The following is a 26,850-nucleotide window of genomic DNA, read 5'->3' as shown; positions in this document are numbered from 1 at the left end:
TTCAACTGTTATCTAAGAGAATGGTCCCGACATGTCGCTGACAGCTCAGCGCTCACCCGCGCGTGCTACCCAAGCGCCCGCGGACCGGGGTGAGACTCCGCTACGGTCGCGAAAGAGACGAAAGCGCAAGAGCTACCGACTTTTCGTACTGTTCGCGCTGCCCAACCTCGCCCTGATCGCAGTATTCGCATACTGGCCGGTGATCGGAAACGTCTATCTCAGCCTGACCGAGTGGGACATGATCGCACCCGAACCACTCTTCGTCGGGCTCGACAACTACACACGGCTGTTCAACGACCCGGCATTCATATCGGTATTACGCCTCACCCTGATCTGGGTGGTTGCCATCGTTGTTGTCAGCCTGGTCCTCGGACTCGCTCTGGCCTGCCTGTTCAACCGAAATATCCCCGGGCGGGGCGCAGTGACGGCGCTGGCGTTCTCTCCGCACATCCTGTCGGGTGCTGCCGTGGCAGCGATCTGGTTGTTCATCTTCGACCCCAACTACGGACTGTCCCGCGCTGTGTTCGGTGCGTTCGGCGCCACGTCTCCACATTGGACGACGACGAGTGACTGGGCCCTCCCGGCGCTGATCATCGTCTCGATCTGGAAGGGCGTCGGATTCGTCTCCATCGTGTACCTCGCCGCCCTGCAGAACGTGCCGGAGGACGTCCGGGAGGCAGCCCGACTCGACGGCGCGAGTCAGTGGCAGACGTTCCGGCACATCACCTTCCCGCTGTTGTCGCCCACCACCTTCTTCCTGGTGGTGACGCAGGTGATCAGTGCGTTCCAGTCGTTCGACATCATCGCGATGATGACCGGGGGTGGACCCGCCGAGGCGACCACGACGTTGAGCTGGTTCATCTACCAAGAAGGCTTCAAATCATTCAGCGCGGGTACGGCCGCGGCCGGGTCGATGGTGATGTTCGTGATCCTCATGTTCGTCACCGGCTTTCAGATGCGCTTCATCGAGCGGAAGGTTCACTACTGATGGCACTGCTACCCGCTCCTACCGTTGACCTCGATATCGACAAACCCACACCGCGTCAGAAGGTTCGGCGCAAAGACTGGTGGGCCTGGCCATTGTTGGCCATCGTCGGGTTGATCTTCTTCATTCCGTTCTTCTGGATGATCACGTCGGCGATCAAGCCGGAGAACGAGATCTATCAGTGGCCCCTGCAGTGGCTTCCGAGTGAGATCGTCTGGGACAACTTCTCGCGCGCCTGGAACGCGGTACCGTTCGGCAATTTCTTCGTCAACTCGCTCATCGTGACGTCGATCGGCGCAACCGGAAAAGTGGTGCTGGCCCTCTTCAGCGCCTATGCCTTCGCGTTCCTGGACTTTCCGGGCAAGAAGTGGATCTTCCTCGCGGTTCTCGGTGCCCTGATGGTCCCGGGCCACGTCACATTGCTGATCAACTACATCACCATCGGCAATCTCGGACTGATCAATACGTACGCCGGCATCATCCTGCCCGGGATGGGTAGCGCTTTCGGCACCTTCCTTCTGCGCCAACATTTTCTGTCACTGCCCGAGGAGGTGATGGAAGCCGCAGAACTCGATGGTGCCGGGCACATGCGCCGCCTGTTCTTCTTCGCACTTCCCATGTCACTTCCCGCCGTCATCACTGTTGCGTTGATCGCGGTGATCGACGAATGGAACGACTTCATCTGGCCGTTGTTGGTGACCAACACGGTTCAGATGCGCACACTGCCCATCGGTTTGATGTCGCTCAAAGAGTCCGAGGGCGTCGATCAGTGGGGAACCATCATGGCCGGCACCACTTTTGTGGTCATGCCCATGCTTCTGATCTTTCTTTTCGCACAACGATTCATCATCGCCGGCCTGGCCGGCGCCTCGATGAAGCGTTGAAGAACATCCACCCTGCCAGTCAAGCAGTCACCCGAGGAGTCGGTTCCATGTCCTTGTTCTCTCGTTCGGCGAGTTCACCACTCGCGTCCAACGTCAGTCGCCGCGGATTCCTCAAAGCCGCGGGCGCAGTGGCGGTGGCAGTCCCCGTCCTCTCCGCCTGTGGCGGCGGAGTCTCGTCCGGCTCCTCGCTCGGACAACCGGATGTCAAGCCTCCCAGCCAGTTCGCCGGACGTGTCAACACCGTGATCTGGAGTCCGTGGGCCGGGAACAATCATGAGGTGTTCACCGGGGTCCTGCAGAAATTCAATGAGTCCCAGACGGATATCTACGCCGAGGTACAGCAATTCGACGGCTACGACGGTGTGACCGAGAAGATCGCCGCCGGCCTGCAGGCCCGCCAGGTTCCCGACATCGGCGTGTTCTCCGATGTGTCGTGGAACAAGTTCTTTCTCAATGGAACACTGGAACCACTTGATGGATACTTCGATTCGAGTTTCGGCCCGGCCACATTCAACGAGCGACTCTTCAACGAGGGAGTCGTGCGCGGCGAGAGCTTCTGGGTTCCATTCGGCCGATCGACCCCGCTGTTCTACTACAACAAGGAGATCTTCTCTGCCGCCGGACTTCCCGATCGCGCACCGGCGACGTGGGACGAGTTCCGCTCTTGGGGCAAACAGATCACGGGCCAGAAGTACAAGGGCAACACCCTGCACATGCGCGCCTACACCGGCGCCGACGATTGGTACATGCAGGGCCTGCTGTGGAACTACGGTGCTTCGATCAGCAACGGCCTGGATGTAACCCTCGATTCCCCGGAGGCAATCAGTGCCGCAGAGTTCGATCGCGCCATCGTCAACGACGACAAATCCGGCTATCTGGCACAGGATGTGAACACCGACTTCACCAATGGCCTTGTCGCCACCATCACCAACTCCACCGGGTCTTTGACCGGGCTCATCAAGGGCGCCGAGTTCGAGGTGGGCGCGGGCTTCCTACCCCAGGGTGTTGCCCCCGGCGTTCCGACCGGTGGTGCCGGACTCGGAATCATGAAGGGTGCCTCCGCTGAACGTAAGGAAGCGGCCGCCGAGGTGCTGCGGTATCTGTCGCAGGAAGACGCGTCGTCGACATGGACCGTGGGCACCGGATATCTCCCCGCCACCATCTCCGCCGCGAACTCCGCGAAGGTGAACAAGGTGATTGCCGAAAATCCCAGCTACAAGCTGGCCGTCGACCAGCTCGCAATCGCTCGTCAGCCCGATGCCGTGCGTCGCTATGTGCAGAGCACCATCATCGAGATGCGCACCGTGATCCAGAAGCTGTATGCCGAGAACGCCGATCCGGCGCAGATCCTGAAGGCGACGGCTTCCAAACTCCGCGCCGACACCGAGTCCGTCAAGACCCAGTACGACAAGTTGGTGGCGTGATCATGCAGACGAAGACGTTCAAAGTCGTCGGTCATCGGGGTGCCATGGCACACGCTCCGGAGAACAGTGTCGAGTCTTTTCTCCTCGCCGAAGAACACGGTGCAGACGAAATCGAGCTCGATGTACGACTCACGGCAGACGGTGCCGCGATCGTGCTGCACGACGCGACCCTCGACCGTACGGCCCGCGATGCCTCGGGGAAGAACCTCGGACCGGTCGCGGACCTGAGCCTGGAGCAGATCAAGACGGTGATCACCGAGTCCGGGTTTCCGACGCTGACCTTCGATGAGACACTGGATGCGACGGCGGTCTCCTTGCAGGTGGAGATCAAGGCGACCGAGGTCGTTCCGGAAATCGCGCGGATTCTGCGTGCCCGACCGCGAGACGCCGATCGTGTGCAGATCACCAGCTTCCTGCCTGCGGCCCTGCATGCGGCGGCCCAGCACGCCCCCTCGGTTCCCCGCGGTCTGATCGTGATGGGGTACCCGAGTCTCGAGCGTCATCCGGATGGCATCGAGGCGGTCCTCGTCGCCACCGGATCGAGTTCCTTCTATTGCGGCTGGGAGGGTTTGACCGCCGAACTCGTCGCCCAGATGCACGAGGAAGGATACGACGTGCACGGGTGGCCCATGCGCTCGCCTGCGGATGCCGCGCGCGCTGTCGAATTGGGTCTGGACGGCAGCACTGCCGACGATCCCCGGAATGCCCGCCAATGGTTGGACGCAGCCCGAAGCTGACAGCACTCAACCGGCGCCGAGGTCACCGCTCCGTGTGGCGACCTCGGCGCCGGCGTTGTCGGTGCGATGCCGGTTCCCGAATGATGAAAGGGGCCGACGGCACGGGGCGCTCGCCCCGCTCACGTGCCCTCACGGCCGATCCCGAGCGATTCGTCGATCGCCTGCAATTGCTTCACTTCTACCGAGCGCAACACCGATAGAGCCGAGGCCACCGCCAGTTCACAGGCGGCGTCGACACTCGCCCCCGCGACGATCACCGCGCGATGGGCGACATCGAGGGTCATCCCGATCAGCATCGAGGCCAGGACGTCGACACCGACCCCGACGGTGTGCCCTCGATTGGAGAAGGCGGCGCGGAGACGTTGTGCGAGTCGGGGTTCCAGCGCCGAAGACAGTTGCCGCGCGGATTCGCGATGTTCTTCCCGGTTGGTCAGCAGCACCCGGAAACCTTCCGGATTGCGACGTGCGTATTCGAACAACACCTCGACCGAATAGCGGGTGTGATCGCCGTACGTCATCTCATCGCCCTGGTCGTAGGCGGCAAGCTTCCAGCGGGTCAGGGTCGTCATCTCCCGATCCAGCACCGCATCGACCAGCGAATCCCGAGAACCGAAGTGCGCGTAGAGCGTGACCCGCGATGTGCCCGCCCGATCGGCGATCATGTCCATGGTCGCCCGCCCGGCACCGACATCGGCGATCACCGCCAGCGCAGCATCCATCAGCTCGCTGTCGGTCGGCCGATTCCGGGTGCTCCGAGGGGCCTTGGCCCCAGTTGCGGATGACCGCGGCGTCTTCGACACAATCGGCTCCTCCAGCCCTGGTAGCGATTCGGTCTCAATCGGTGGACACTGCCGCCTCATCGTCAGAGCCACCGACCCGACCGAAGTAAGCGGCCTCAACCGTCTCACGCTGGGCGCTGAGTTCGGAGGCCGGTCCGGCCAATGCCACCCGGCCATGATGCAGCACGATCGCCGAGTCGGCGATCGCAAGCGCAAGGTCGATGTGCTGCTCCACCAACACGATCGCCATCTGCTGTTCGTCGGCGATGGTGCGCAGCCTGGGCAGCAGATCCTTCACCGCGATCGGTGACAGCCCCAGACTGAGTTCATCGATGAGCAGGATCTTGGGCCGCGGCAGTAGCGCCTTGGCCAGGGCCAACATCTGCTGCTCGCCGCCAGAGAGGTTGCCGCACTTCCGTCCCCGCAGGCCGGCCAGCTTCGGGAAGTAGTCGAAGACGACGTCGACATCCGCACCGCCTTTGCGGTGAGCCAGTCGAAGATTGTCGGCGACCGACAATTTGTGGAACACCCCGCGATTGTCCGGCACCAGCGTGATGCCACGTCGGGCATTGCGTTCGACCCGCTTGTCCAACGGCTCTCCAAGCGCTGTGATGGTCCCCGACATCACCGGCAAGGCGCCGACCGCGGCCAACAGGGCGGTGGTCTTGCCCGCCCCGTTCGGACCGAGCAATGCCAGGATCTCCCCCGCACAGACGGCGGCGTCCAGATCCCGGACGGCGGGCACGCCGCCGTATCCGACGGTGAGCCCCTCGATCGTCAGGACCGGTTGCGTGACAACAGCTGTGCTCATCCGGCGTTCCCTTTCTGCAGCCCGGCGCCCGGTGGGACGTCGAGGTCGATGTCGGCGTCGCTGACCTCGGGGCTGCCGAGATAGGCCGCGACCACCTCCGGGTTGTCGCGGATGTCCTGCGGCACACCAGAGGCGATGACGCGTCCGAAGTCCAGGACATACAGGCGATCACACACCTCCAGGACCAGCGACATGTCGTGATCGATCAGCAGGATGCCGATCCCCGTATCGGCGATCCGCCGCAGTTCGGCACCGAATGCCTTGCTCTCGTGGGTGTCGAGTCCGGCCGCCGGTTCGTCGAGCAGCACCAACCGGGTGCCGCCGACGAGCGCGCGGGCCACACCTACCATCTTCTGCTGTCCCAGGGACAGTTCGCCAGGACGTCTATCGGCGACATCGGTGAGTCCGACCATCGCCAGCGCCTCACCGATGGTGGCCGCAGGCGGTTTCGATCCGGTGAAGACATCGGCGACCAGAGCTCGCAACCCTGGACGTTGCACTGCGACGGCGAGGTTTTCGGCGACCGTCAGGTCGACGAACAGTTCGCCGGCCTGCCACGTGCGCGCCATTCCGGCGCCGCGCCTGCGGTGCGGACTCTGCTTCTCGATCCGGGTCCCCGCCAGCGACACCTCACCGGTCGATCTGGTGAACCCGGTGACGGCATCGACAAACGTTGTCTTGCCTGCGCCGTTGGGGCCGATCAGCCCGACGATCTCACCGGCCTCGACCGACAGTGCGATCTTGTCGTTGGCGACCACACCGCCATATCGCACCGAGAGGTCGCGGGCCTGCAACAGCGAGGCGGTGGTTTCAGCCGACATGAGAACTCGCTTTCGGTTCGGAGTTGTCGTTCGGTGGCGCAGGTGGTTCCGTCGGTGATGGCGTACCGAACCTGGCCTTGACGTGGGCCACCGTCTCCTGCACGGCACCGACGACTCCGACCGGATTGAGCACGGCCATCAGCAGCAGGCCGCCGGCGGCGATGAGTTGGTAGTACTGGCCGAGATCGAGTGTCTGGGTGAGGAATACGTATCCGACGCCGAGCGGCCCGATGATGCCGGCGATGAACGCGCCCCAGACCGAGGTGATGCCGCCGACGTATGTCATCGCCAGCAGAACCAGTCCGACGATCACGGTGAACGATGCCGCCGACAGTTGTCCACGGCTGTAGCCGATCAGGCAACCACCGACGCCTGCCAGGAAGGCCGACAGGGCGAACCCGAGCAGCTTGGTCGCCGCGACGTTGATCCCCACCGACGCTGCCGCACGTTCATTGGAGCGGACCGCCAGAAATGCCCGTCCGGTGGAGCCGGCCATGAACCGCATGACGATCAGGGTCAACACCCCGACAACCACCAGCACCATCATCGAGAACTCGACCGTCGTCAGCTCGGCGCCCTGCCGCACCGACAGGTCCCAGCCGAAGAGCTTCGGGTCCTCGATCAGGTTTCCCTCGAACGGCGTGATCGAGGGGTTGTTGAAAACGAAACTCTGAATCGCGAGGGCTGCAGCCAAAGTCACCACTGCGAGTTGAGCACCCCGGATTCGCAAGGCGGGTACTCCCACGATCACACCGAGTGCGGTGGCCAGCAGCGCCGAGATCAGGATGCTGAAGGGAAAGGGCACCCCCCAGTTGGTGGTCACCTTCGACAACGCAAATCCGGCGGTGCCGGCAAAGGCCATGCTGGCCAACGAAATCTGCCCCAGATAGCCCGTGAGCAAAACGAGCGACAATGCGATGAGTGACAGGATCATCGAGGTCACGATTCCGAAACGCCAACTGCCCGAGGTCAACAGGACGGCGATCACCACTGCGACGATCACCGCGACAACCGGGATCGGACGAAGCCTGGGGATCGTCACAGCCGGCATCTTCGCCTCCCCGAGCGAGCCACGGGAAGGGATCTTGCCACCGAGCAGGAACAGGGCCACCACCACGATGACAAACGGGACGGCGTCTCCGAGTCCGGTCTGCGCCCAGCTCGGCCACCAGTCGAGTGTGCCTGCCCACAGGATGACCGCCTGGAACGAACCCAGCACAAGACCTGCAGCGCAAGCGATCCCAAACGACGTCAGGCGACCGACAAGGGCGACCGCCAGCGCCGGGATGATGTAGAACGTGTAGCTCGCCGAGTCCAAGCCGATGGTGTACGCACCCAGGACAACTATCAACCCGGATGCCGCACCGGTGATGACCCAGACGATGGCGGCAAGTCGATCGGGCGAGTATCCGGCGAGCCGGGCGGCGAGTTCGTCCTCGGCCCCTGCCCTGGTGGCCACACCAAGTGTGGTCAGTTGGAAGTACGCCCAGAACAGTCCGGCGATGACGATTGCGGTGGCGGCCAGCAGCAGGTCACTGACGTTGATGACCGCACCGGCGAGTTCAAATGTCTTCTCGGGCAGAACCGGTAGCGCCATCAGCGAATCGGTTTCGAAGCGCAGGGTCACCAGGGCCTGGATGAAGAGCATCAAACCCACCGAGGCGACCACCTGCGCCAGGACCGGGGCCCGCCGCAGTGGCCGGAAGATCAGGAGGTGGGCCAGCAGTCCCCAGAGTGCCGCGGTGGCCACACCGATGATGATCGCCGGGACCATCGCTGTCGGATCATCCTCGCTGCCCAGCGAGATACTGCCGATCGGTAATACAAAAGTGCCATCAGTGCGCAGGGCGGCAACAACATACACCGCCCACAGGGCTATGGACCCCTGTGCGAAGTTGATGACCCCGGTTGCGGCGTAGATCCCGACCAGGGACGTCGCGAACACAGAATAGATTGCGCCGACAGACAGGCCGAGGAAAACGAACTGAAGAAATTGACTCATGAGACCGTGGCCACCTCATTCCCGCTTCTTGGACTCAATGTGTGGGCGGCGGTGCAGAATCTGCACCGAACCGGAAAGCTCTTGCGCCCAAGGATCACTCCCCGCTTCGTATTCGGGGGTTGATACGGGGGTGCACCGCGCGGCTACTACCGCGCAGCACACCCCCGAATCTGTTGTGCGTCAATCCCGCTACTAGCTGGCGCCCGGGATCATTGCCAGCGCCTGCGGGTTCGGCTGGATCAGGCCGCCACCGATGGGTTCGGTCTTCTTGTCACCGGTCACCTCGAAGACGAACATCTCCGTGGTGCAGTTGGGGCTTGTCGCCTTGCCGCAACTGAGCACCGGTCCCAGCCAGCTCTGGTAGCCATCGACAGCCTTCAGCGCGGCCAGAACGGTCGGTCCGGTGACCTCGGTCGGTGCGGCCGCACCCAGCGTCCTGGCAAAGTCGACAAAGGTGGAGAAGGTGCCATAGGCATAGAAGCCTCCGTTGCCACCTTCTTCATCGACGTATTCGGCTGTGATATCGATGTTTTCCTGCATCGGCGCCGGCGCCGAATCCTTGGCGGGCTCGAGCCAGATCGGCGAGTACGTCTGCGCACCGACCGCCTGCGCACCCATCGTGTCGATGAACTCGGTGCAGGCCGCCAGGAACATCGTGTTCTGGAACCCGACGCTGCGCAGCGACTGGGCCAGCTTGGTGCAGTTGGCATCGGTCTGCGACGTCATCAGGCCGCCGACATCGGGGTTGCTCGAATTGATGGTCGAGGCCAGTGCGGTGTAGTTCGGGTTGGTCGCCGAATAGTAGACACTGCTCACCTCGAGCCCGAGCTGTGCGCCGAGGGGTTTGAGAATCCGGTCGAATGTCTGGTGCGCGGCAGCGACGTCGACGTTGGCCAGCGTCAGAGAGTTCTTACCCTGCTGCTTGAGCGACTGCATGACACCGATCAGGAATGAGGCTTGCGGTGGCCCGAAGTAGACCCGGTTGTCGGGCGAGGAGCCGGTGACCGAGTCGAACGGGATCTGGCCGACCAACGGGATGTTGGCCGATTGCAGGATGGGCAGTGCTGCACTCGATGCCGCGTCATAACCGTCGATCACCGCAACCACGCCGGCCTGCGCGAGTTGATTGGCACAACCGATGGTCGATTCCGGGGCCGTGACATCGACGGCGCAATTGACGACCTCGATCGGGCGCCCGGCGATGCCGCCCAGCTCGTTGTTGATGTAGTTGACTGCCGCCTTCTGTCCGGTCTCCACACCCGGCTGGGTGATCGGGCCGTTGGACGGGTTCAAGAAGCCGACCTTGATCGACTCGCCTACCGCCTTGATACCGCTCTCGGACGGAGACGCGCTGGCGTCACCACCGGAATCACTGTCGTCGCTACATGAGACGACGGAGAAGACACACACCGCTGCGACAAATGCTGCCGCTATTCGGCCGGTTTTCTTACGCATTTCAATGCCTTTCCCGGCGGCGTGTGGTCGAGATGGGTATGCGCCGACAACATCGATCCGCACGCGGCGAAATTCGATGTTCGGGCACATTGTTGATCCCGGCCAGATCCTCCGAGTTACACGGGGTTGCAACCGAATAGCGTCTGTGCCATCCGTCGTGCCCAATCCGGGTGTGATCTGGGCCACTCGAAAAGTAGCCCTTGCCTTACAGCCGTGTCAAGGTGCAATTCGGTGTCGGATCAGCCGATGCGTTCAGACCCGAAAACACCGACGGCGTGCATAGAATGCCGTGCTCAGGCACCAGAGATGCGCTATCCGGTCCATTCGCTTTGCGTACTAAATGTCGTAGACCGAAGGCCCTACTCTCGCGCGCCAAACGGTTACCCAAAGCCCACGAATGATACTGATGGCCGTTTTAGCGTCTATATTTTGTCGAGATCGGTTCGGCGCCCGGCGACCTCGGCCGAGGCCGAGCCGATCGGTGTCGTAGAGATAACCCTTCACCCAGATCCCTGGGAGCCGAGGGGACGGCGGTAGACGAAGAACAGTGGAGTTGCCTGACGTGAAGCGAATAGGCGTGGTGGAGGACCACTCGTCGGTTGTGCTGGGACTCAAGGCCATGCTGGCCGACCATCCCGGATTGGTCGTGGCCGCGGCCACCCCGACCGTCTCCGAGCTTCTTGCTCTGCGTACCGAATTGGATTTGGTTCTGCTGGACCTACGCCTGTCCGACGGGTCATCTCCGACAGCCAATGTCGACGAACTCCGTGCCGCCGGCCTACAGGCGTTGGTGTTCACCGGGGCCGAAAACCCCTATCTCGTGCGCCTGGCGGCGAAAGCCGGTGTGCTGGGTGTGATCCGGAAGACCGAGTCGACCGAGGTGGTGGTCGCGGCGATTGCTGCTGCCGCGGAGGGACGCCAGGTGGTGACCACCGAGTGGGCGGCCGCGATCGACGGCGACCCCGGGCTCCCCGACGTCGGCCTGAGCCCTCGCCAGCGCGATGTCCTGAGCCTGTATGCCTCGGGAGAGAAGGCAGATCGGGTCGCCCGGCTGACCGGGCTGACGCCGCACACCGTGAACGACTATCTGGCCCGCATCCGGGCCAAGTATGCCGACGCCGGCCGCCCGGCCGGAACCAAGATCGAGCTCTACAAGCGCGCCGTCGAAGACGGCTTGCTTCCGATGCCGGAGGCACCGGAGCCATGAGCTGCCAGACACTGTTTCACCCCGGCAACCTCGGCGGCGGGGAGAACACCCTTCGTCTCGTCCGAATGTTCGCGCGCTTCATCAGTGTTGGGTATGTCGCCTATCTCGCAATCCTTCTTCCCGCCATCGGCATGCTGGCCCCACGGATGGACCCCTGGTGGACCCCGGTCAACGTGGTGCTGGTCTTCGGGTCGGGGATGCTGCCCGGGGCACTGTCGTTCCGGTCGGACCCCAGGCCCATGCGGATCAGCAGTGGCATTGCCGCAGTGGCGTTTCTGGTCGCGGCGGCAACCTGGCCCATTGCCTGGAACGGACCGACCATACAACCTGGTGACGGTGTCTGGCTCGCATTCTTCCCCGGGGTCGCCAGCCTCGCCGCGGTGATCGTGTGGTCGACCACATTGGTGTTCGCGCACCTGGTGGCCGGATGTGTTGGCGTCCAATTGATCAACTCCGTTGCCAGAGGAGATTCATCGGCCTCGGCGCTCATCCCGGAGATCATGTTCGCGATCATGTTCTGCACCCTGTTCGTGGGTGGCGGAGTGATGGCGATGCGAACCGGCCGTCTACTCGATTCGACCACCGAGACAACATATGCCGCCGCCGCGGTCGCCGCGGCCGGGCACGCGCGCACGGTCGAACGCGAGCGGTTCGACGCCTTGATCCACGACAGCGTGATGTCGACGTTTCTGGTCGCCTCCCGGGGTCAACCATCAGAGGTCATCTCCGCCATGGCGGCAACCACCCTCGACGAACTCGACAACATCCGCGCCGAACCTGTTCCGGATCAGCATTTCTCGCTCGATCAGGCGACAACTCATCTCCGCGCAGCGTGTGTCGAGGCCGACGACAAGGCACTGTTCCGGGTTTCCGAAGAGCCGGCGGAGAAGGTGGCGGATCTGCCCGCCGATGTGGTGCGGACGATGGGATCGGCATTGTCAGAGGCGTTGCGGAACAGCCAAATCCATGCCGGACCGAATACCACCCGCACCGTGGATGTCAACGTGACCGCGACCGGCCTTGGCGTCGTTGTGACCGACAACGGTGCCGGTTTCGATCCCGCCACCGTTGCCCCGCATCGCCTCGGTATCGCGGTCAGCATCCTCGGAAGGATGCGCAATCTCCCCGGCGGGACTGCCCACCTCGACACCCGCCCCGGCGCCGGCACCCGGGTGTACCTGGGCTGGGAGGGCTGATGGCCATCTCCCCGAGCACGATTGACGATCCCCGATCCATCGGCGACGCGGGTTCACTGCTCGGACTCCACACGACCGCCGCACGAATACTGGTGGCCGCGTACGTGCTCACGTTCGCCGTTGTCAGTTGGACGGACCAACCGGCGGGCGGTTTCTGGTACGAGCTCACCGCCTGGCTTGTGGTCAGTGTCGGGGCGATCTGTATGGTCATCATTCCCGGCGATCCCCTGCCGATACCGGCCACACTCGGTCTCACCGCTGTCGGCCCGATTGCCATCAACCTCAATTTCGTGAAGACGGTCCTGCCGCTCGAAGGTCACCTGCAGTTGTGGGCGCTGGGGGCATCGACGGCGATCTACGCCTACATGTGCGTTCGCGGGCGCACGGCCTGGGCCTGGATCGGGATGGCTGTCACCCTGGCCAGTTGCATGGTGTGGACCGGGCTGGCCGGAGAAGGCGCGTTGTACGGGCTGTCCATCTCGGTGATCAACCTCGCGCCGCTGCTGATGGCCACGTTCTTCGCATGGACCATCCGCCCGGCCGCCCGGAGCATCTTCGAACTTCGCAGCCAGGCGACGCTCCGTGTGGCAGCCGAGGCCGCCGGGAAGGCCATCCTCGAAGAGCGCGATGCCAGGCTCGCCGAGCTCGACGAACTGGCCCGGCCCCTCCTCGAACAGATGGCAGGACCCCGGCCGCTCACCGAAGACGAACGGCTCGCCGCAAAACTCGTCGAAGCCCGACTCCGGGACTCGCTGCGGGCACCAGCGCTCGACCGGCCCCGGATCGCCGACGCCGCCCGGCAGGCCCGCTCCCGCGGGGTCGATGTGGTGTTGCTCGACGACCACGGCCTCGACACCACACCCCCGGGGGTCTGCACCGAGATCTACCGCGCCGTCACCGACGCCCTCATGCGCGCGGATACCGGAACCCTGACCATCCGGATACTCCCGCCGCACCGAGATGCCCTGGTCACGGTCTTGCACAGCACACCCGACGACACCACCCGGGTGGAATACGGCCACAACGGCCAAGCGCTGGCACCGCGACTGTGAGTCACCCGCCCCAGGTGTGATGACCAGGGACGTTGACAGCGGCAGTAACCGCGAGAAGGCCCCGCATCGAAAGATGCAGGGCCTCATCGCCGATAGTTCGTCTATCGCACCGCGACCACAGGATTGGGTTCGAACACCTCGTCGGTGACGGTCAGCTTGTCGTGTGCGACAACGTTGTCACCGTCTCGCCACACCTTGGCCCGCAGCAGATAGATGCCGGCGACCAGAGCGACTGCACCCAACGTCGCGAGCCCGCTCTCTCCGGCAACGTAGGCCAAGTCGTCCGGTGACGAGGCGATGACCGCGGTGGCGCCCAGAACGAAGGCGGTGTTGGCGACGTTGTGCGCCACGGCAACCGGCCACACGGTGTGCGAACGATCCCACAGGTAGGCGTAGAACACACCGGCCATGGTGAGGGTGGCGACCACGGCCGGAGCCACGAGCCAGCGGACACCGTCAGCATCGTAGGTGGTGGCAATCAGGACCAGTGGCATGTGAAAGAGACCGTGGATGAACCCGGTCAGCAGTGCGGCGCGGCGCTGCCCGGTCAGTTGTTGAATACGCGGCAACAGGAATCCACGCCAGCCGATTTCCTCCCCGAGGATGAAGAGGGTGCCGATGGCGAGTTCGATGACAAGGTCGGTGACCCAGCTCGCGGTGCCCAGTGGTGTGGCGTGGATGGAGACGAAGTCGGCAACACCGGTCAGGACCGCGGCGCCGTACGCAAGGAACACCAGCACTACCGGGATGAGCAGCGCCGGACGCAGTGCCGAACCGCCGGAGTTATTCAGACCGAAGCTCTTCCAGAGCTCTTTGCGTTTCCCTCGCGGGATGACGGTGAACGTCACGATGGCGACCGAGATCACGGGCACGAACACACTGAGTACGACGTTGATCTCGGCATCGGGCAGTGCGACGGCTATGGCGACGGCCAGCGAGAATGCCACCGCCACAAAAGCGGTGATCTCGCGAATGACTGGGGAGCGGAACATCGGGGGACTCCTGGTTGACGGTGGCCGCGTGGCCACTGGAGGTGGTGCGACCGGTGCGGCCGTGTCCATCAATCTGCTCCAGAAAGGGGTGGTGGGACATCTGGCGCGAGACCTGGCTTTGTCCGCTGTGTCTCTATCCCCAGATAGAGGCGTTGGAGTCAGGTGCCGGGGACGGCGAGACCTGATTCGTAGGCGTACATGACCAGTTGTGCGCGGTCGCGGCTGTCCAGTTTGGTCAGCAGATGGCTCACGTGGGTCTTCACGGTTCCGTATCCCATGTGCAACGCGGACGCGATCTCGTTGTTGGACAGTCCTTGTGCGACCGCGAGTAGCACTTCGCGTTCACGTTCGGTCAGTCCGTCGTCCGAGTGTGAGCGTGGAGTCGAATCCGGCAGGGCGGCAAAGCGTTCGATCATCCGTCGGGTGACACTGGGGGACAGGAGAGACTCTCCGGCCGCGATGACGTTGATGGCGTCGAGCAGCAGGTCGGGCCTCGTGTCTTTGAGGAGGAAACCGCTCGCGCCAGCACGCAGCGCCGCCACGACGAGTTCATCCTCGTCAAAAGTGGTCAGTATCAACACTTTTGTGCCCGCGCAGCCGGGGTCCGCCACGATTCGCCGGGTGGCTTCGATGCCATCCATCTCCGGCATCCGGACATCCATCAGGACGACGTCGGGAGTGGTGCGCAGGCACAGGTCCCAGGCTTGTTGCCCGTTGCCGGCCTCACCGACGATTTCGACCTCGGGCTCAGAATTCAGTAGCACGACGAACCCGGATCGGACCAGGGCCTGATCGTCGACAACTGCCACCGTGATCATCAGGTGCCGTTCTGCTGGATGGGGAGCCTCGCGTGGACACCGAACCCGCCGGCGGGAGTCGGGCCGGACGTCAGGGAGCCGCCGACCAGGTGGGCGCGCTCGCGCAGCCCGGTCAAGCCGTGGCCACCCGTGTCTTCGGAGCCGGATACGACCGAGCGTCCGCCCGGGTCGGTGACCTCGATATCGAGGTGGTCGTCGCGATAGTCCAGACGAATACGCGCTGACGGTCCACCGTGTTTGAGCACGTTGGTCAACGACTCTTGGACGATGCGATAGGTCGCCAACTCGACGGCCGCATCCAACTTCGCTGAGGTGCCGGTGATCTCGAGGGCAACGTCGAGTCCCGCAGATCCGACCACCGCCACCAATGCCGGCAGGTCATCGACCCCTTGGGGTACCGGGCCGCCGACGGGATCGTCTTGTTCGCGAAGGACCCCGAGCATCGACCGCGTTTGGGCCAGCGCCTCCCGGCTCGTGTCGGCGACGACCTGCAGCGCGTGTTCGGCGGCATCGACGTCGGTGCGGATGACGTGGACGCCGACGCCCGCCTGGACCGCGATGAGCGACATGCTGTGCGCCACCACATCGTGCAGTTCACGCGCGATGCGCAGGCGCTCCTCGGCGACCGCTCGCGTGGCCTGTTCGCGCGCCAGAGCGGCATCGTGTTCGGCGGCGTGGATCTCTCCGCGCTGTTGGCCTCTGCGGGCGCGGATCGCGTCGCCAACGGCCCAGGCGGTGATCAACAGGGCCCAGGCCTGGAGGAGGTCTGAGGTGCGCAGGTCGGGAACGTCGGCGGCGGCGAGTGCCCCGAATGTGGCCATGGTCGCGACGAGAGCGATCGCTGCGTTGCGCCGACGTCCGTGCGCTGCCAGCGAGTACAGGCTCAGGAGCAGGATGACCGACAGCGACCCGATGTAGTGGTCGGTGAGCGTGACGACCAGGCATCCGGCCGCGAATATGCAATACGACGTCGTCGGGTATGTGCGTCGCCAGTACAGCGCAGCCGTCGCGACCACGGTGCCGACAACCGCGACGACGTCGGGTTCGCGCAGGCGCGGATCGACGCTTTCGACGTCGGTCGTGAAGAGGGCGCCGAGGGCGAATGCGGTCGCGAGCACCGCGATGGCGATGTCGAGAAACGGAGACAACCTGCGAGCGGCGCCCGCCCAGATGGTGCTGTCGTGCTGCATCACCGGGGCGGGCTGCTTCATCTCGCGGATGCTACGCGGAGGGCCTCGAGTTCGACCGAGTTGTGTCGAATCGCGACTGCGCTGTTCAGGGTGTCGCCGCGTACGCCGCCACGAGGTCGATGCGCAGCCAGCCTCCGTCGGGGCCGGACTTGTCGAGGGGGTAGCCGGACGGAATGGCCGTCTGCTCGAGAATCTCGAGTCGTTGCGCATCGGTCAGATCCGGGAACCTGGTCTCCAGGAGAGCAGCGGCTTGTGCCGGGATCTGGCTCTGCTGGCCGGGGTTGATGAGAGGGAGTCCATACGTCATCAGAGCCCGGTGCTCGTCCACGGCCATCTGCGTGCTCAGGTACGGCGTGTCGGTGGCGATGAAGTCTGCCAGCGGCACGCCGGTGACCTTCTCGAGTTGTTCACGCAACTGGGTGCCTGCTTCGTCGATGAGCCGATCGAACCCGGGGTCGGAAAGGCGGGCCGCGCTGAGGTCCATTGCCATGAGTCGACCGCCCATCACATCGAGCGGGTAGTGGACTCCGAGGATGACCCGGCTGAGCCCGATCTCTCCGGCGCGGGCAATGATCTGCGGGCCGAGCTCCGGCAGCCACGACGCCAGCAGCGCGCCCTTCCAGTAGCCCATGTTGGTGTGGCCTGACGGGTACGACCCGTTGGTCTCGACCTCTGCGTAGAGGTCGCCGCCGGGCCGGTCGTAGCGTTTGATGCTGTCCGGTGCCACGACGAACGGGCGTGGATTGTTGAAGAAGGTCTTCTCGGGCAACGTCGTTCCCGAGGGCAGTCCGGCGCGGGCGAGGTCTCCCTCGGCAAGAGCCGCAACCTTCGGTAGCCGGCCGTCTTCCAGAAGCTTCAGGAACACCGGGCCCAGCTTCTCGCCGAGTGCCACGGAGAGCGAGACCAAACGGTCGTCGTAGTTGACCTCGATCGCGTCCGCCTGCGCTTCCGGGGTGGCCTCGTTGTTGAAGCGCACGACGGTCTGCAGATTCTGTGCGATGAGCGCGGGGTTGTTGTCGCGTAGCGCGGTGAATCCGTCGAGGACCGGCAGATACCACCCGCCTGATGGGAGATCGGACGGGTAAGGACCGATCAGCTGAGCGGGGGTGAAATCTGCCGGCGCGGTGTCGGCGGTGGCGACCCCACTGACCGGGAGAACGAGGGAGACGGCCGCCAGCAGCGTCAAGACGGTGCGGCGTGAGCGAGACAACGACATGACCAGCATGTTTCCGCAACCAGGCAGCATCCACAAGTTCGGTGAACCGCTCATCGCGAGGCGTCCAAGGAGAACTCCGAACGGTCATCTCGAGTTGCCGCTGCGTTCATCTGGCGCCCACCTGGCGCCGCCAGGCGCCGATCGAACGCCGGAGACTGCAAAAGAACCTTTGACTCGGGGCACTAGACTCCTCTGGTGCATTTCTCCCGTTTTGTTGCCATCGGCGACAGTCAGACCGAAGGCATCGGTGACGGCGATGACGTCATCGGCCACCGCGGATGGGCCGATCGCCTCGCCGAGCAGCTCTCGATGATCAACCCCGATCTCCGCTACGCCAACCTCGCCGTGCGTGGACGCCGGACCCGGCAGATCCGAGATACCCAGCTCGAACCCGCGATCGCGTTGTCTCCGGACCTGATCGCCGCTCCACTCGGGATGAACGATGTATTGGCGAGCTCGACGCTCGACGACGTTCATCACGATCTCGACCACATCTACTCACAGCTCGCCGACACCTCGGCAACGGTGATCATCTCGACCTATCCGAACATGGCCAAGACTGTGCCGATCGCCAAACGTCTCGAGCCACGACTGCTCGCGTTGAACGAGATGATGCGCGAGTTCGCCACCACATACGACTTCATCCTCGTCGATCTCCATGCCGCGCCGGTTCTGGTCGACACCCGCTCCTGGTCGATCGACCGGCTGCACGCTTCCCCGTTCGGTCACGAGCGGTTTGCCGCAGGCGCCGCCCACGCACTCGGCTTGCCGGAAAGCGATCCGGATTGGGGCATCTCGATCGCGCCTGCCGACCCGATGTCGTTGGTGCAGAAGTCGATCCGCGAGGCCCAGTGGGCTCGCGCGTTCCTCCTGCCGTGGATGATCCGTCGGCTACGCGGGGTTTCGACGGGCGACGGGATGAGCGCAAAACGCCCGGAGCTGACGCCGGTGATACCACCGCCCCCGAGCTAGAAAAAGAACCGCGGCCCGGCTCCCCTTTCGGAGAACCGGGCCGCGGCCTTGGATCAGTTCACTGAATCAGCGTACTGCTCAGTACTTCTCGCCTTTTGCAGCTTTGTCGACCAGCGACTGCGGCGGCTCGAAGTGGCTGCCGTACTTGCTCGCCAGATCGCGGGCGCGATCGACGAAGCCCTGCAGACCACCTTCGTACCCGTTGATGTACTGGATCACGCCACCGGTCCACGCGGGGAAGCCGATTCCGAAGATCGAGCCGATGTTGGCATCGGGCACCGAGGTCAGGACACCTTCGTCGAAGCACTTGACCGTCTCGATGGCCTCGGCGAAGAGCATGCGCTCTTTCATGTCCTCGAACGGGATCTCGGTGCTGCCCGACTTGAACTCGTCGCGCAGGCCGGGCCAGATCTTGGTGCGCTTGCCTGCCTCGTCGTACTCGTAGAAGCCCTTACCACCGGAGCGGCCCGGACGACCGAGATCGTCAACCATCTTGTCCACGACGGCATTCGAGCCATGTGCGGGAACCGGCTTGCCTTCGGCAGCGAGTGCCTTCTCGGTTTCCTTACGGATCTTCTGCGGGAGCGTGAGGGTGAGCTCGTCCATCAGCTGCAGCGGCGGTGCCGGGTAGCCGGCCTGTGCGCCTGCCTGCTCGATGAATGCCGGCTCGATGCCTTCACCCACGGCGGCGATCGCCTCGTTGATGAAGGTGCCGATGACCCGCGAGGTGAAGAAGCCGCGGCTGTCGTTGACGACGATCGGGGTCTTGCGGATCTGCAGGGTGTAGTCGATGACCTTGGCCAGCACCGCATCAGAGGTCTTGGCGCCCTTGATGATCTCCACCAGCGGCATCTTGTCCACGGGCGAGAAGAAGTGGATTCCGATGAAGTCCTCGGAGCGCTTCACACCTTCGGCCAGGATCGTGATCGGCAGGGTCGAGGTGTTCGAGCCGAGCACCGCGTCGGGTTCGACGATGTCCTCGATCTCGCCGAATACCTGCTTCTTGACCTCGACCGACTCGAATGCCGCCTCGATCACCAGGTCAACACCCTTGAAATCGGCTGCGTCCACGGTCGGGGTGATCCGCGCCAGCAGGGCGTCGGACTTCTCCTTGGTGGTCTTGCCACGCGAGAGCGCCTTCTCCTCGAGCTTGACCGAGTAGGCCTTGCCCTTTTCGGCGGCTTCGATGCTGATGTCCTTGAGGACGACCTCGATGCCGGCCTTGGCCGACACGTACGCGATCGCCGCACCCATCATGCCTGCGCCGATGACGCCGACCTTCTTGGCGGTGAACTTCTCGTACCCGTCGGGGCGCGATCCGCCGCCGTTGATGTAGTTCAGGTCGAAGAAGAACGCCTTGATCATGTTCTGTGCCACCTGCCCGGTGACCAGGGACACGAAGTAGCGGGTCTCGATCAGATCCGCGGAATCGACATCGACGTACGCACCTTCGATGGCTGCGGCCATGATGGCGCGTGGTGCGGGCATCGGTGCGCCCTTGAGCTGCTGACGGAGCAGCGACGGGATGGCAGGCAAGAGCTGTGCCAGAGCCGGACTCGTCGGTGCGCCACCGGGGATCTTGAAACCCTTCTTGTCCCACGGTTGTGCGGCTTCAGGATTCGCGGCGATCCAGGCCTTGGCGGCCGGGATCAGTTCGTCGATGGACGAGACGACCTCGTCGACCAGACCGGTGTCCTTGGCCTTGGTCGGGCTGAAACGGTTGCCCTGCAACAGCACATTCATCAGCGCGCTCTGGATGCCGAGCAGACGCACGGTACGGGTGACGCCACCGCCACCGGGCAGCAGGCCGAGAGTGACCTCGGGCAGGCCGATCTGGGTGCCCTTGACGTCGGCCGCGATGCGGTGGTGGGTGTGCAGCGCGATCTCGAGACCGCCGCCGAGTGCGGCGCCGTTGATGGCCGCGACAACCGGCTTGCCCAGGGTCTCCAGCCGGCGCAGTACGGCTTTGATGCCGTCGGCCTGCGCGGTGACCTGCTTGGCCACCTCGACCTTGTCGACACCGCTCTTGTCAGCGGTCATGTCCTTGAGGTCGCCACCGGCGAAGAAGGTCTTCTTCGCCGAAGTGATGACAACACCGGTGATGCTGTCTTTTTCGGCCTCGAGACGCTCGACGGTGGCAGCCATCGACGAGACGTAGAGGTCATTCATGGTGTTGGCGCCCTGGTTGGGGTCGTCCATGGTGAGAACAACGACGCCGTCGCCGTCTTGCTCCCAGCGGATCATGTTTTCAGTCATAACTTTTGAAGTTCTTTCGTGAAGGTTGGAAGAAGCCTGTCAGTACCAGCGTCAGCTGACTCAGATGCGCTCGATGATGGTTGCGACACCCATGCCGCCGCCGATGCAGAGGGTGACCAGGCCGTAACGGCCACCGGTACGCTCCAGCTCGTCGAGGCAGGTGCCGAGGATCATCGCGCCGGTGGCACCGAGGGGGTGACCCATGGCGATTGCGCCGCCGTTGACGTTGACCTTCTCGTGCGGGATCTTCAGGTCCTTCATCCACTTCATGACGACCGACGCGAACGCTTCGTTGAGCTCGAAGACGTCGATGTCATCGGTGGTCAGACCGGCCTTCTTGAGCACGAGCTCGGTGGCCGGGGTCGGGCCGGTGAGCATGATCGTGGGGTCGCTGCCGGTCTGAGCGGTCGCGACGACGCGAGCGCGCGGGACCATTCCGGCCTTCTTGCCTGCGGCCTCACTGCCGACCAGAACCAGGGCCGATCCATCCACGATGCCCGACGAGTTACCGCCGGTGTGAACGTGATTGATCGTCTCCACGTTGACGTACTTCTGACGTGCGACGTCGTCGAAGCCACCCATTGCGGCCAGACCGGCGAAAGCGGCCTTGAGCTGGCCGAGGCTCTCCACCGTGCTGCCCGGACGACGATGCTCGTCGTGATCGAGCAGGGTGATGCCGTTGATGTCCTTGACCGGGACAACCGACTTCGCGAAGTAGCCGGCCGACCAGGCGGCCTCGGCGCGGCGCTGGGACTCGGCGGCGTAGGCGTCGACGTCTTCACGTGAGAAGCCCTCGAGGGTGGCGATCAGGTCGGCGCCGATGCCCTGCGGGGCGATGTAGAGGTCGAACACGGTGGTGGGGTCGGTGAACATCGCACCACCGTCACTGCCCATCGGAATACGGGACATCGATTCGACGCCACCGGCGATGACCAGGTCATCCCAGCCCGACGCGACCTTCTGTGCGGCGAGGTTGGTGGCTTCCAGGCCGGAGGCGCAGAAGCGGTTGACCTGGGTTCCGGGGACGGTCTCGGGGAGTCCGGCCACCAGTGCTGCGGTACGCGGGAGCACTGCGCCCTGCTCGCCGACCGGCGAGACGATGCCAAGGACCACGTCGTTGATATCGGAGGGATCGAGGTCAGGGAAACGGACCTTGAGTTCGTGGATCAGGCCGACCACGAGGTCGACGGGCTTGACGGTGTGCAGCGAGCCCTTCCGCTGCTTGCCACGAGGCGTACGAATGGCCTCGTAGATGTATGCATCAGTCACGCTGGGTTCCTTTCAGATGAACTGCGCTGTTCTCGCGCCCGCCGAAACTAACGGCACGGCTAACGCGCTGTAACTTATTTGACCATACCCCGAGTACAGACATGCATTCAAGGGTCCAACCATGCGCTAGGGTTGATTCACAATGTCTTCGAATCCCGATGTCGGATCCGGCCGGTCGGCGAGTCGCACTCGCCGGCCTGCCGACCGCAAACGCCAGCTCGTCGACCGCGCCGCCGAGCTGTTCCTCGCGCGCGGATTCGACCATGTCTCGGTGACCGACATCGCCAAGGCGGCCGGGGTGACCGGCCCGTCGATCTATCGGCATTTCAGCGACAAGCAGGCCATCCTCTTCGCCGCGGTGATGGCCGGGATCGAAGAGATCGAGACCTGCACCGACACCGCCCTGTCCCCCGCCGCCGACGGCGAGGTCCCCATCGGCAAGGCCATCGAGAAGCTGTGCGCCCTCGGCGTCACCAACCCGAATGCGGCGGCGCTGTGGCGCTGGTCGTCGGCCCACCTGTCACCGGAGCAGAACGATGAGGTGGCCCGCCGAACCCATAAGGTCCTGCACCGGTGGTCCGGAGCCGTCTTCTCGCATCGAACCGGCCTGTCATCCCGTGACATCGACCAGCTCGCGTGGACCATCCTCAGCGTGAACGGCAGCGTTTCGGTTCACCGGACACGCATCTCCACCTCCCGTGCGGTGGGCCGATTGGTTGTACTGGTCGACCGTGTTGTCGAACTGAGTCCGGGCCTGGCCCGGCCCATCGATCCCCTGCCAAGGGCACTGGCCGAGCCCTCCGGACGACGCGACGAAATCCTGGACGCCGCTGCGGAACTGTTCGCCCAACGCGGTTTCGCCACGGTCGGTGTCGACGAGATCGGTGAGGCGGTCGGAATCTCCGGACCCAGTGTGTACAACCACTTTCCGAGCAAACAGGCCATCCTCATCGGCATCAGTCAGCGCAGTGCGAACCGACTGGAGGCCAGCGCGATCGCCGCCTATTCGGTGGCCCATGACCCGACCGCGCTGCTCGGCCTCCTGATCGATTCCTACGTTCAGGTGCTCACCGCAACACCGGATCTCTCTGTCTCCTTCAACAGTCGTAGCGTGCTCGAGAGCGTCGACAATGGCGATCTGATCACCTATCAGCGCCGGTACGTGGCACGCTGGGTCAACCTGGTCGAACAGATCGAGACCGACCTTCCCACCCCGGAGGCCGCAGTGACCGTGCACGCAGCACTGACAATCGCGAACGACGCCATGCGCTTGCGGCGCAACTGGAATCGTCCCGAGATGCCGGCTTTGCTGGCCTACCTGATGAAAGGCGTCCTCGGACTGCCCCAGGTCCCGGCGGTCGCGGTTCGATCCGCGTCATGACCAAACCGCCGGACGTCGCAGGCCACGCCGGGATCACCGCCGAATCGATCGAGTCGAATCTCCTCGGCGGTGAGCGACTCTTCACACTCGAAGACATGTCCGCGGCTCTGAACATCTCGGAAGAACACGCCCGCCGGGTGTGGACGGCGTTCGGGTTCACCATGGACAACAGCGACGACAAATTGTTCACCGCCGACGATGTGCAGGCCCTGCAACTGGTCCACGCGGTCGACGCGGATCGATCGCTCGAGTTCGAGGTGGCGATGGCACGCACCCTCGGCCAGACGATTTCGCGCCTGACCGATTGGGAGGCACACAACATCGCCGACCGCATCCGGTCCGACGCCGAGGCCGGCCGGGAGAGCCTCGACCTGGCCATCATGGTCAAGGCCGTTCAGCGGGTGCAGACACTCGTCTGGCGGCGACATCTGGCCTCGGCGCTACAGAATGCCCTTGCCACCACCGACGGTGTGAACCGAACCCTCACAATCGGATTCGTCGACATCGTCGGATATACCAGCCTGTCGCGCCAGCTCGACATGAACGAGCTCGACAATCTGCTCGACCGCTTCGAGACCAACGCCTACGAGACGATCACCCTGCGCGGTGGTCATGTGGTCAAGACCATCGGCGACGCGGTCATGTTCGAGGTCGAAGACCCGATCTCCGCCGCCGAGATCGCTCTTGCGCTGCAACAGCTCTCCGCCACGCACGATCTGCCACCGCTCCGCGTCGGGATGGCGCTGGGCACCGTGCTGACCCGCCTCGGCGACATCTTCGGCGAACCGGTCAACATCGCCTCGCGGTTGACCAGTTCAGCTCGCCCCGGCACCATCCTCGTCGACACCACACTGGCGTCGGCCGCCCAGCACGACCGCTATTTCTTCAAATCAATCGGTCCACTCAATGTTCGTGGCTACAAACGACTTCGGGCCCGCACCCTGGAATTGAACAAGAAAACTGCCTCGACCGACTGACCTGCCGTCGAGGCACTTACCCGGATAAGACCTCGGTCGCCACGTCAGCCGTCACAATTCGGCGCCGGTCCGATAGCCCTCCGCGATGGCATGACTCAGGCGACGAGGGGTGACTGCGTCACCGATCACGCTCACCGTGGGACCTGGTGCCAGTCCCAGGGATGAGACCGGAACACGCGGCTGATGCCAGACCGTGAGCACGTCACCCAACACAACATCGCCACCTCCGAAGACCGGCCGCAGGACTAACGGGGCCGAGGGTTCCTCGGAAACCACCAGCGAGCTACCCACCCTGAACTCAACACCTGCCCCGCCGAGACGCCCGAGGAGCGGTGCCGCACTTTCAGCGGGGATCCTGGAGGCCAACGCGGTGAGCGGGGTGGCAAGCGTGACCTGCCAGCCGCGCTGGGCCAATGCCTCGGCCGCACTGTAAGCGGGCCAGAAGCCGTCACCTTCGTCGAAGACCACGGCCCGACGACTCTCGACCTCGGGCACCCGCCCCATCAGCACATCATCAACGGTCGCCGCGGGCCGCCCGTCCAGACCCGCCGGTAGGTCCGCGGGCCGGGAGCCGGTGGATACGATCACGTGATCGGCTGCATCCAGAATGGCGGAAATATCGTCGACATCGATTCCGGCAGAGAGGTTCACGTCGACCTTGAGACGCCTGAGTTCGCGCTGCAGGTAGTCGATGACGTCGATCAAGGTAGCTCGGTGGGGTGCCGCCGCAGCCACTCCGAGCGCGCCTCCGAGCACCGTGTCCCTCTCGAACAGGGTTACCCGATGCCCGCGGCCTGCGGCGACGCGCGCGGCTTCGAGGCCACCGGGACCTCCTCCGATGACATAAATCTCTTTGGTTCTCGGCACCGTGGCGCCCACCCCGGGATGCCGGCCACGACCGACTTCTGCATTGACCGCACAGTGCAGGTGCGGATCGAATGCCCGGCAGTCCTGATTGATACCCAGGCAACCACGGATCTCGTCCAACCGCCCCGTTTGGGATTTGATGGGCAGATCGGGATCGGCAATGAGCGCCCGGGCCATTCCCACCATGTCGACATGCCCGGATTTGATCGCATGGTCAGCGGTGGCCGCATCGCGGATCCGTTGGCCGACAAGGGTGGGAATGCCCGTTGCGGCGCGCACCCGCGATGCCGACGGTATCGCCACGGCATCCGGATTGGTCGAATCCTTCACATACTTGCCACGGGTTCCGTGGGTGATGCTGAAGTAGTCGATGCCCAGCTCGGTCAGATTCTCGGCAACTCGGACACAGTCCTCGATGTTCATCCCGCCGGCGATCTCTTCTTCGCCACTGAGTCGCACACCAAGAAGGAAACCAGGCGGAATCACGGATTGCATCGCCTCGATCACCAAGCGGGTGAAGCGCATTCGGTTTGCGAAGGAACCACCGAAATCATCTGTTCGCTGATTCGACAGCGGTGACATGAACTGGGCCGGGAGATAACCGTGTGCCGCATGGACTTCGACTCCGTCGACGCCGGCCTTCACCAGATTCTGCGTCGAGATCCGCCAGCCCTCCACGATGTCGTCGATCTCGGCCACTGACAACTCGTGCGGCGGATACGCGTCTCGCACGGTCTTGATCGCAGATGGAGCTGAGGGCGGGGCATCCGATTCTCCGCCGATGAACTCTCGGCCGAGGTGACACAGCTGAACCACGAACCGCGCTCCATGCCGATGAATGACTTTCACCTTTTCCGCTGTGGCGGGCACGAATTCGTCGATATAGGCCTCGATGAGCTTCCGCGAGCGAAGCGTTGTCGTCGGGTGGACCACCGTGGCACCACCGATCACCAGGCCGACACCGCCGGCCGCGATTCGTTCAAAGTGCTCCGCATCCCCGTGGGTCGGAACACCTTTCACCGCCATACTCGTCCCGGCCGGCAACGCCACCAATCGATTTTTGAGCGAGACCCCGCCAAGGTCATACGCCGAAAACAGGTGGGGAAACTCGTTGCCCATCTATTCACTCTCTTCTTCTCGTCACCACAACTTGCCGTCACCCACGTCGCACGCCCTCAACTCAGGCGAACGAGATCTCGGGGGTGCGGCAGATGAGCAGGCGCCGAACCTTGCCTTCGCCGTTCAGCTGCGCAGAAGCGTTGAACGATGCCTCGAACTCGCCGCCGCGTACCGTCCGCCCGAGGACCAGTTCCACTTGTCCGACAAGGGAACCCGCGTCGATGTGGTGGATCAGGACACTCTTTTCCCGCTGCGCCAGGTAAGCGATGAGACCGGCGTGGTCGCCCACGAATTCCGCGGCCTGACCACCGCCTTTGGAGAACTGCACCGACATCTCGAAGTCGTCGGTGACCATGGTCAGAACCCGGTCGGGATCGTCGGAATCCATGTACTCGAACCACTGCGCGAGAACCGGTGTCGAGATGGCGGTATCGGTCATG

General features: G+C 63.9%; 23 protein-coding genes. 10 read left to right on the top strand and 13 right to left on the bottom strand.

Annotated elements, in window-relative coordinates:
- Positions 1-31 precede the first annotated feature (31 nt).
- The 4 genes from AC1D75_RS05215 to AC1D75_RS05200 are packed head-to-tail and all read left to right on the top strand — an operon-like array spanning position 32 to position 4,030.
- Positions 32-988: a carbohydrate ABC transporter permease gene (locus AC1D75_RS05215; protein WP_495514226.1), complete on the top strand. Its 957-nt coding sequence runs from the start codon at positions 32-34 to the stop codon at positions 986-988.
- A complete protein-coding gene (locus AC1D75_RS05210; protein WP_495514225.1) occupies positions 988-1,869 on the top strand; it encodes a carbohydrate ABC transporter permease in 882 nt (293 codons plus the stop codon). Before AC1D75_RS05215 ends, AC1D75_RS05210 begins: the two co-directional genes overlap by 1 nt.
- A gap of 47 nt (positions 1,870-1,916) precedes the next feature.
- A complete protein-coding gene (locus AC1D75_RS05205; RefSeq protein ID WP_495514224.1) occupies positions 1,917-3,293 on the top strand; it encodes an ABC transporter substrate-binding protein in 1,377 nt (458 codons plus the stop codon).
- A 2-nt stretch (positions 3,294-3,295) separates the two neighbouring features.
- Positions 3,296-4,030 (top strand): glycerophosphodiester phosphodiesterase, encoded by a 735-nt coding sequence (locus tag AC1D75_RS05200; protein ID WP_495515986.1) that lies wholly within the window; start codon positions 3,296-3,298, stop codon positions 4,028-4,030.
- 119 nt (positions 4,031-4,149) lie between these two features.
- Here AC1D75_RS05200 and AC1D75_RS05195 read toward each other — a convergent pair whose 3' ends face one another.
- From AC1D75_RS05195 to AC1D75_RS05175, 5 genes are all read right to left on the bottom strand, one after another.
- Positions 4,150-4,830, bottom strand: a complete 681-nt coding sequence (locus AC1D75_RS05195) for a TetR/AcrR family transcriptional regulator (protein WP_495514223.1) — start codon at positions 4,828-4,830, stop codon at positions 4,150-4,152.
- 34 nt (positions 4,831-4,864) lie between these two features.
- Positions 4,865-5,620 carry an ABC transporter ATP-binding protein gene (locus tag AC1D75_RS05190; protein WP_495514222.1) on the bottom strand — a complete coding sequence of 252 codons (756 nt, stop codon included), beginning with the start codon at positions 5,618-5,620 and terminating at the stop codon, positions 4,865-4,867.
- Positions 5,617-6,441: an ABC transporter ATP-binding protein gene (locus AC1D75_RS05185; RefSeq protein WP_495514221.1), complete on the bottom strand. Its 825-nt coding sequence runs from the start codon at positions 6,439-6,441 to the stop codon at positions 5,617-5,619. The genes AC1D75_RS05190 and AC1D75_RS05185 overlap by 4 nt, the downstream gene beginning before the upstream one ends.
- Positions 6,431-8,443 (bottom strand): ABC transporter permease, encoded by a 2,013-nt coding sequence (locus AC1D75_RS05180; protein ID WP_495514220.1) that lies wholly within the window; start codon positions 8,441-8,443, stop codon positions 6,431-6,433. The genes AC1D75_RS05185 and AC1D75_RS05180 overlap by 11 nt, the downstream gene beginning before the upstream one ends.
- A gap of 192 nt (positions 8,444-8,635) precedes the next feature.
- Positions 8,636-9,898: an ABC transporter substrate-binding protein gene (locus AC1D75_RS05175; protein ID WP_495514219.1), complete on the bottom strand. Its 1,263-nt coding sequence runs from the start codon at positions 9,896-9,898 to the stop codon at positions 8,636-8,638.
- 562 nt (positions 9,899-10,460) lie between these two features.
- Between AC1D75_RS05175 and AC1D75_RS05170 the strand changes: the two genes are divergently transcribed.
- The 3 genes from AC1D75_RS05170 to AC1D75_RS05160 are packed head-to-tail and all read left to right on the top strand — an operon-like array spanning position 10,461 to position 13,353.
- Complete coding sequence (locus AC1D75_RS05170) at positions 10,461-11,105, top strand: helix-turn-helix transcriptional regulator (RefSeq protein ID WP_495514218.1); 645 nt, start codon at positions 10,461-10,463, stop codon at positions 11,103-11,105.
- Positions 11,102-12,301 (top strand): sensor histidine kinase, encoded by a 1,200-nt coding sequence (locus tag AC1D75_RS05165; RefSeq protein ID WP_495514217.1) that lies wholly within the window; start codon positions 11,102-11,104, stop codon positions 12,299-12,301. Before AC1D75_RS05170 ends, AC1D75_RS05165 begins: the two co-directional genes overlap by 4 nt.
- Positions 12,301-13,353, top strand: coding sequence for a DUF8320 family protein (locus AC1D75_RS05160; RefSeq protein ID WP_495514216.1), 1,053 nt, complete (start codon positions 12,301-12,303; stop codon positions 13,351-13,353). Before AC1D75_RS05165 ends, AC1D75_RS05160 begins: the two co-directional genes overlap by 1 nt.
- 101 nt (positions 13,354-13,454) lie before the next feature.
- Here the strand turns inward: AC1D75_RS05160 and AC1D75_RS05155 are convergent, their stop codons facing one another.
- The 4 genes from AC1D75_RS05155 to AC1D75_RS05140 all read right to left on the bottom strand — a co-directional run bounded on the left by AC1D75_RS05155 (position 13,455) and on the right by AC1D75_RS05140 (position 17,569).
- Entirely contained in the window at positions 13,455-14,345 is an 891-nt protein-coding gene (locus AC1D75_RS05155; protein WP_495514215.1) for a CPBP family intramembrane glutamic endopeptidase, read from the bottom strand.
- A gap of 158 nt (positions 14,346-14,503) precedes the next feature.
- Entirely contained in the window at positions 14,504-15,163 is a 660-nt protein-coding gene (locus AC1D75_RS05150; RefSeq protein ID WP_495514214.1) for a response regulator, read from the bottom strand.
- Complete coding sequence (locus AC1D75_RS05145) at positions 15,163-16,374, bottom strand: sensor histidine kinase (RefSeq protein ID WP_495514213.1); 1,212 nt, start codon at positions 16,372-16,374, stop codon at positions 15,163-15,165. Before AC1D75_RS05145 ends, AC1D75_RS05150 begins: the two co-directional genes overlap by 1 nt.
- A 64-nt stretch (positions 16,375-16,438) precedes the next feature.
- Complete coding sequence (locus tag AC1D75_RS05140) at positions 16,439-17,569, bottom strand: acid phosphatase (RefSeq protein WP_495514212.1); 1,131 nt, start codon at positions 17,567-17,569, stop codon at positions 16,439-16,441.
- A 195-nt stretch (positions 17,570-17,764) separates the two neighbouring features.
- On the opposite strand from AC1D75_RS05140, the gene AC1D75_RS05135 reads away from it, so the two are divergent.
- On the top strand, positions 17,765-18,541 hold the full coding sequence (locus AC1D75_RS05135) for an SGNH/GDSL hydrolase family protein (protein ID WP_495514211.1): 777 nt from the start codon (positions 17,765-17,767) through the stop codon (positions 18,539-18,541).
- Between the two features lie 78 nt (positions 18,542-18,619).
- On the opposite strand, the gene AC1D75_RS05130 is transcribed toward AC1D75_RS05135, so the two are convergent.
- Both AC1D75_RS05130 and AC1D75_RS05125 read right to left on the bottom strand, forming a co-directional pair.
- Positions 18,620-20,797 (bottom strand): 3-hydroxyacyl-CoA dehydrogenase NAD-binding domain-containing protein, encoded by a 2,178-nt coding sequence (locus AC1D75_RS05130; RefSeq protein WP_495514210.1) that lies wholly within the window; start codon positions 20,795-20,797, stop codon positions 18,620-18,622.
- A 60-nt stretch (positions 20,798-20,857) separates the two neighbouring features.
- On the bottom strand, positions 20,858-22,066 hold the full coding sequence (locus AC1D75_RS05125) for an acetyl-CoA C-acetyltransferase (protein WP_495514209.1): 1,209 nt from the start codon (positions 22,064-22,066) through the stop codon (positions 20,858-20,860).
- Between the two features lie 142 nt (positions 22,067-22,208).
- Between AC1D75_RS05125 and AC1D75_RS05120 the strand changes: the two genes are divergently transcribed.
- Positions 22,209-23,447, top strand: coding sequence for a TetR/AcrR family transcriptional regulator (locus AC1D75_RS05120; RefSeq protein ID WP_495514208.1), 1,239 nt, complete (start codon positions 22,209-22,211; stop codon positions 23,445-23,447).
- A complete protein-coding gene (locus tag AC1D75_RS05115) occupies positions 23,444-24,424 on the top strand; it encodes an adenylate/guanylate cyclase domain-containing protein (protein WP_495514207.1) in 981 nt (326 codons plus the stop codon). Before AC1D75_RS05120 ends, AC1D75_RS05115 begins: the two co-directional genes overlap by 4 nt.
- A gap of 51 nt (positions 24,425-24,475) precedes the next feature.
- Here AC1D75_RS05115 and AC1D75_RS05110 read toward each other — a convergent pair whose 3' ends face one another.
- Entirely contained in the window at positions 24,476-26,410 is a 1,935-nt protein-coding gene (locus AC1D75_RS05110; RefSeq protein WP_495514206.1) for an oxidoreductase, read from the bottom strand.
- A gap of 61 nt (positions 26,411-26,471) precedes the next feature.
- Positions 26,472-26,849 carry a hypothetical protein gene (locus tag AC1D75_RS05105; RefSeq protein WP_495514205.1) on the bottom strand — a complete coding sequence of 126 codons (378 nt, stop codon included), beginning with the start codon at positions 26,847-26,849 and terminating at the stop codon, positions 26,472-26,474.
- Position 26,850 lies beyond the last annotated feature (1 nt).

The sequence above is a fragment of the Williamsia sp. Y712 genome, assembly GCF_059445525.1.
Note: the sequence above shows the minus strand (reverse complement) of the source record. Positions and strands in the feature narration are given on the sequence as shown.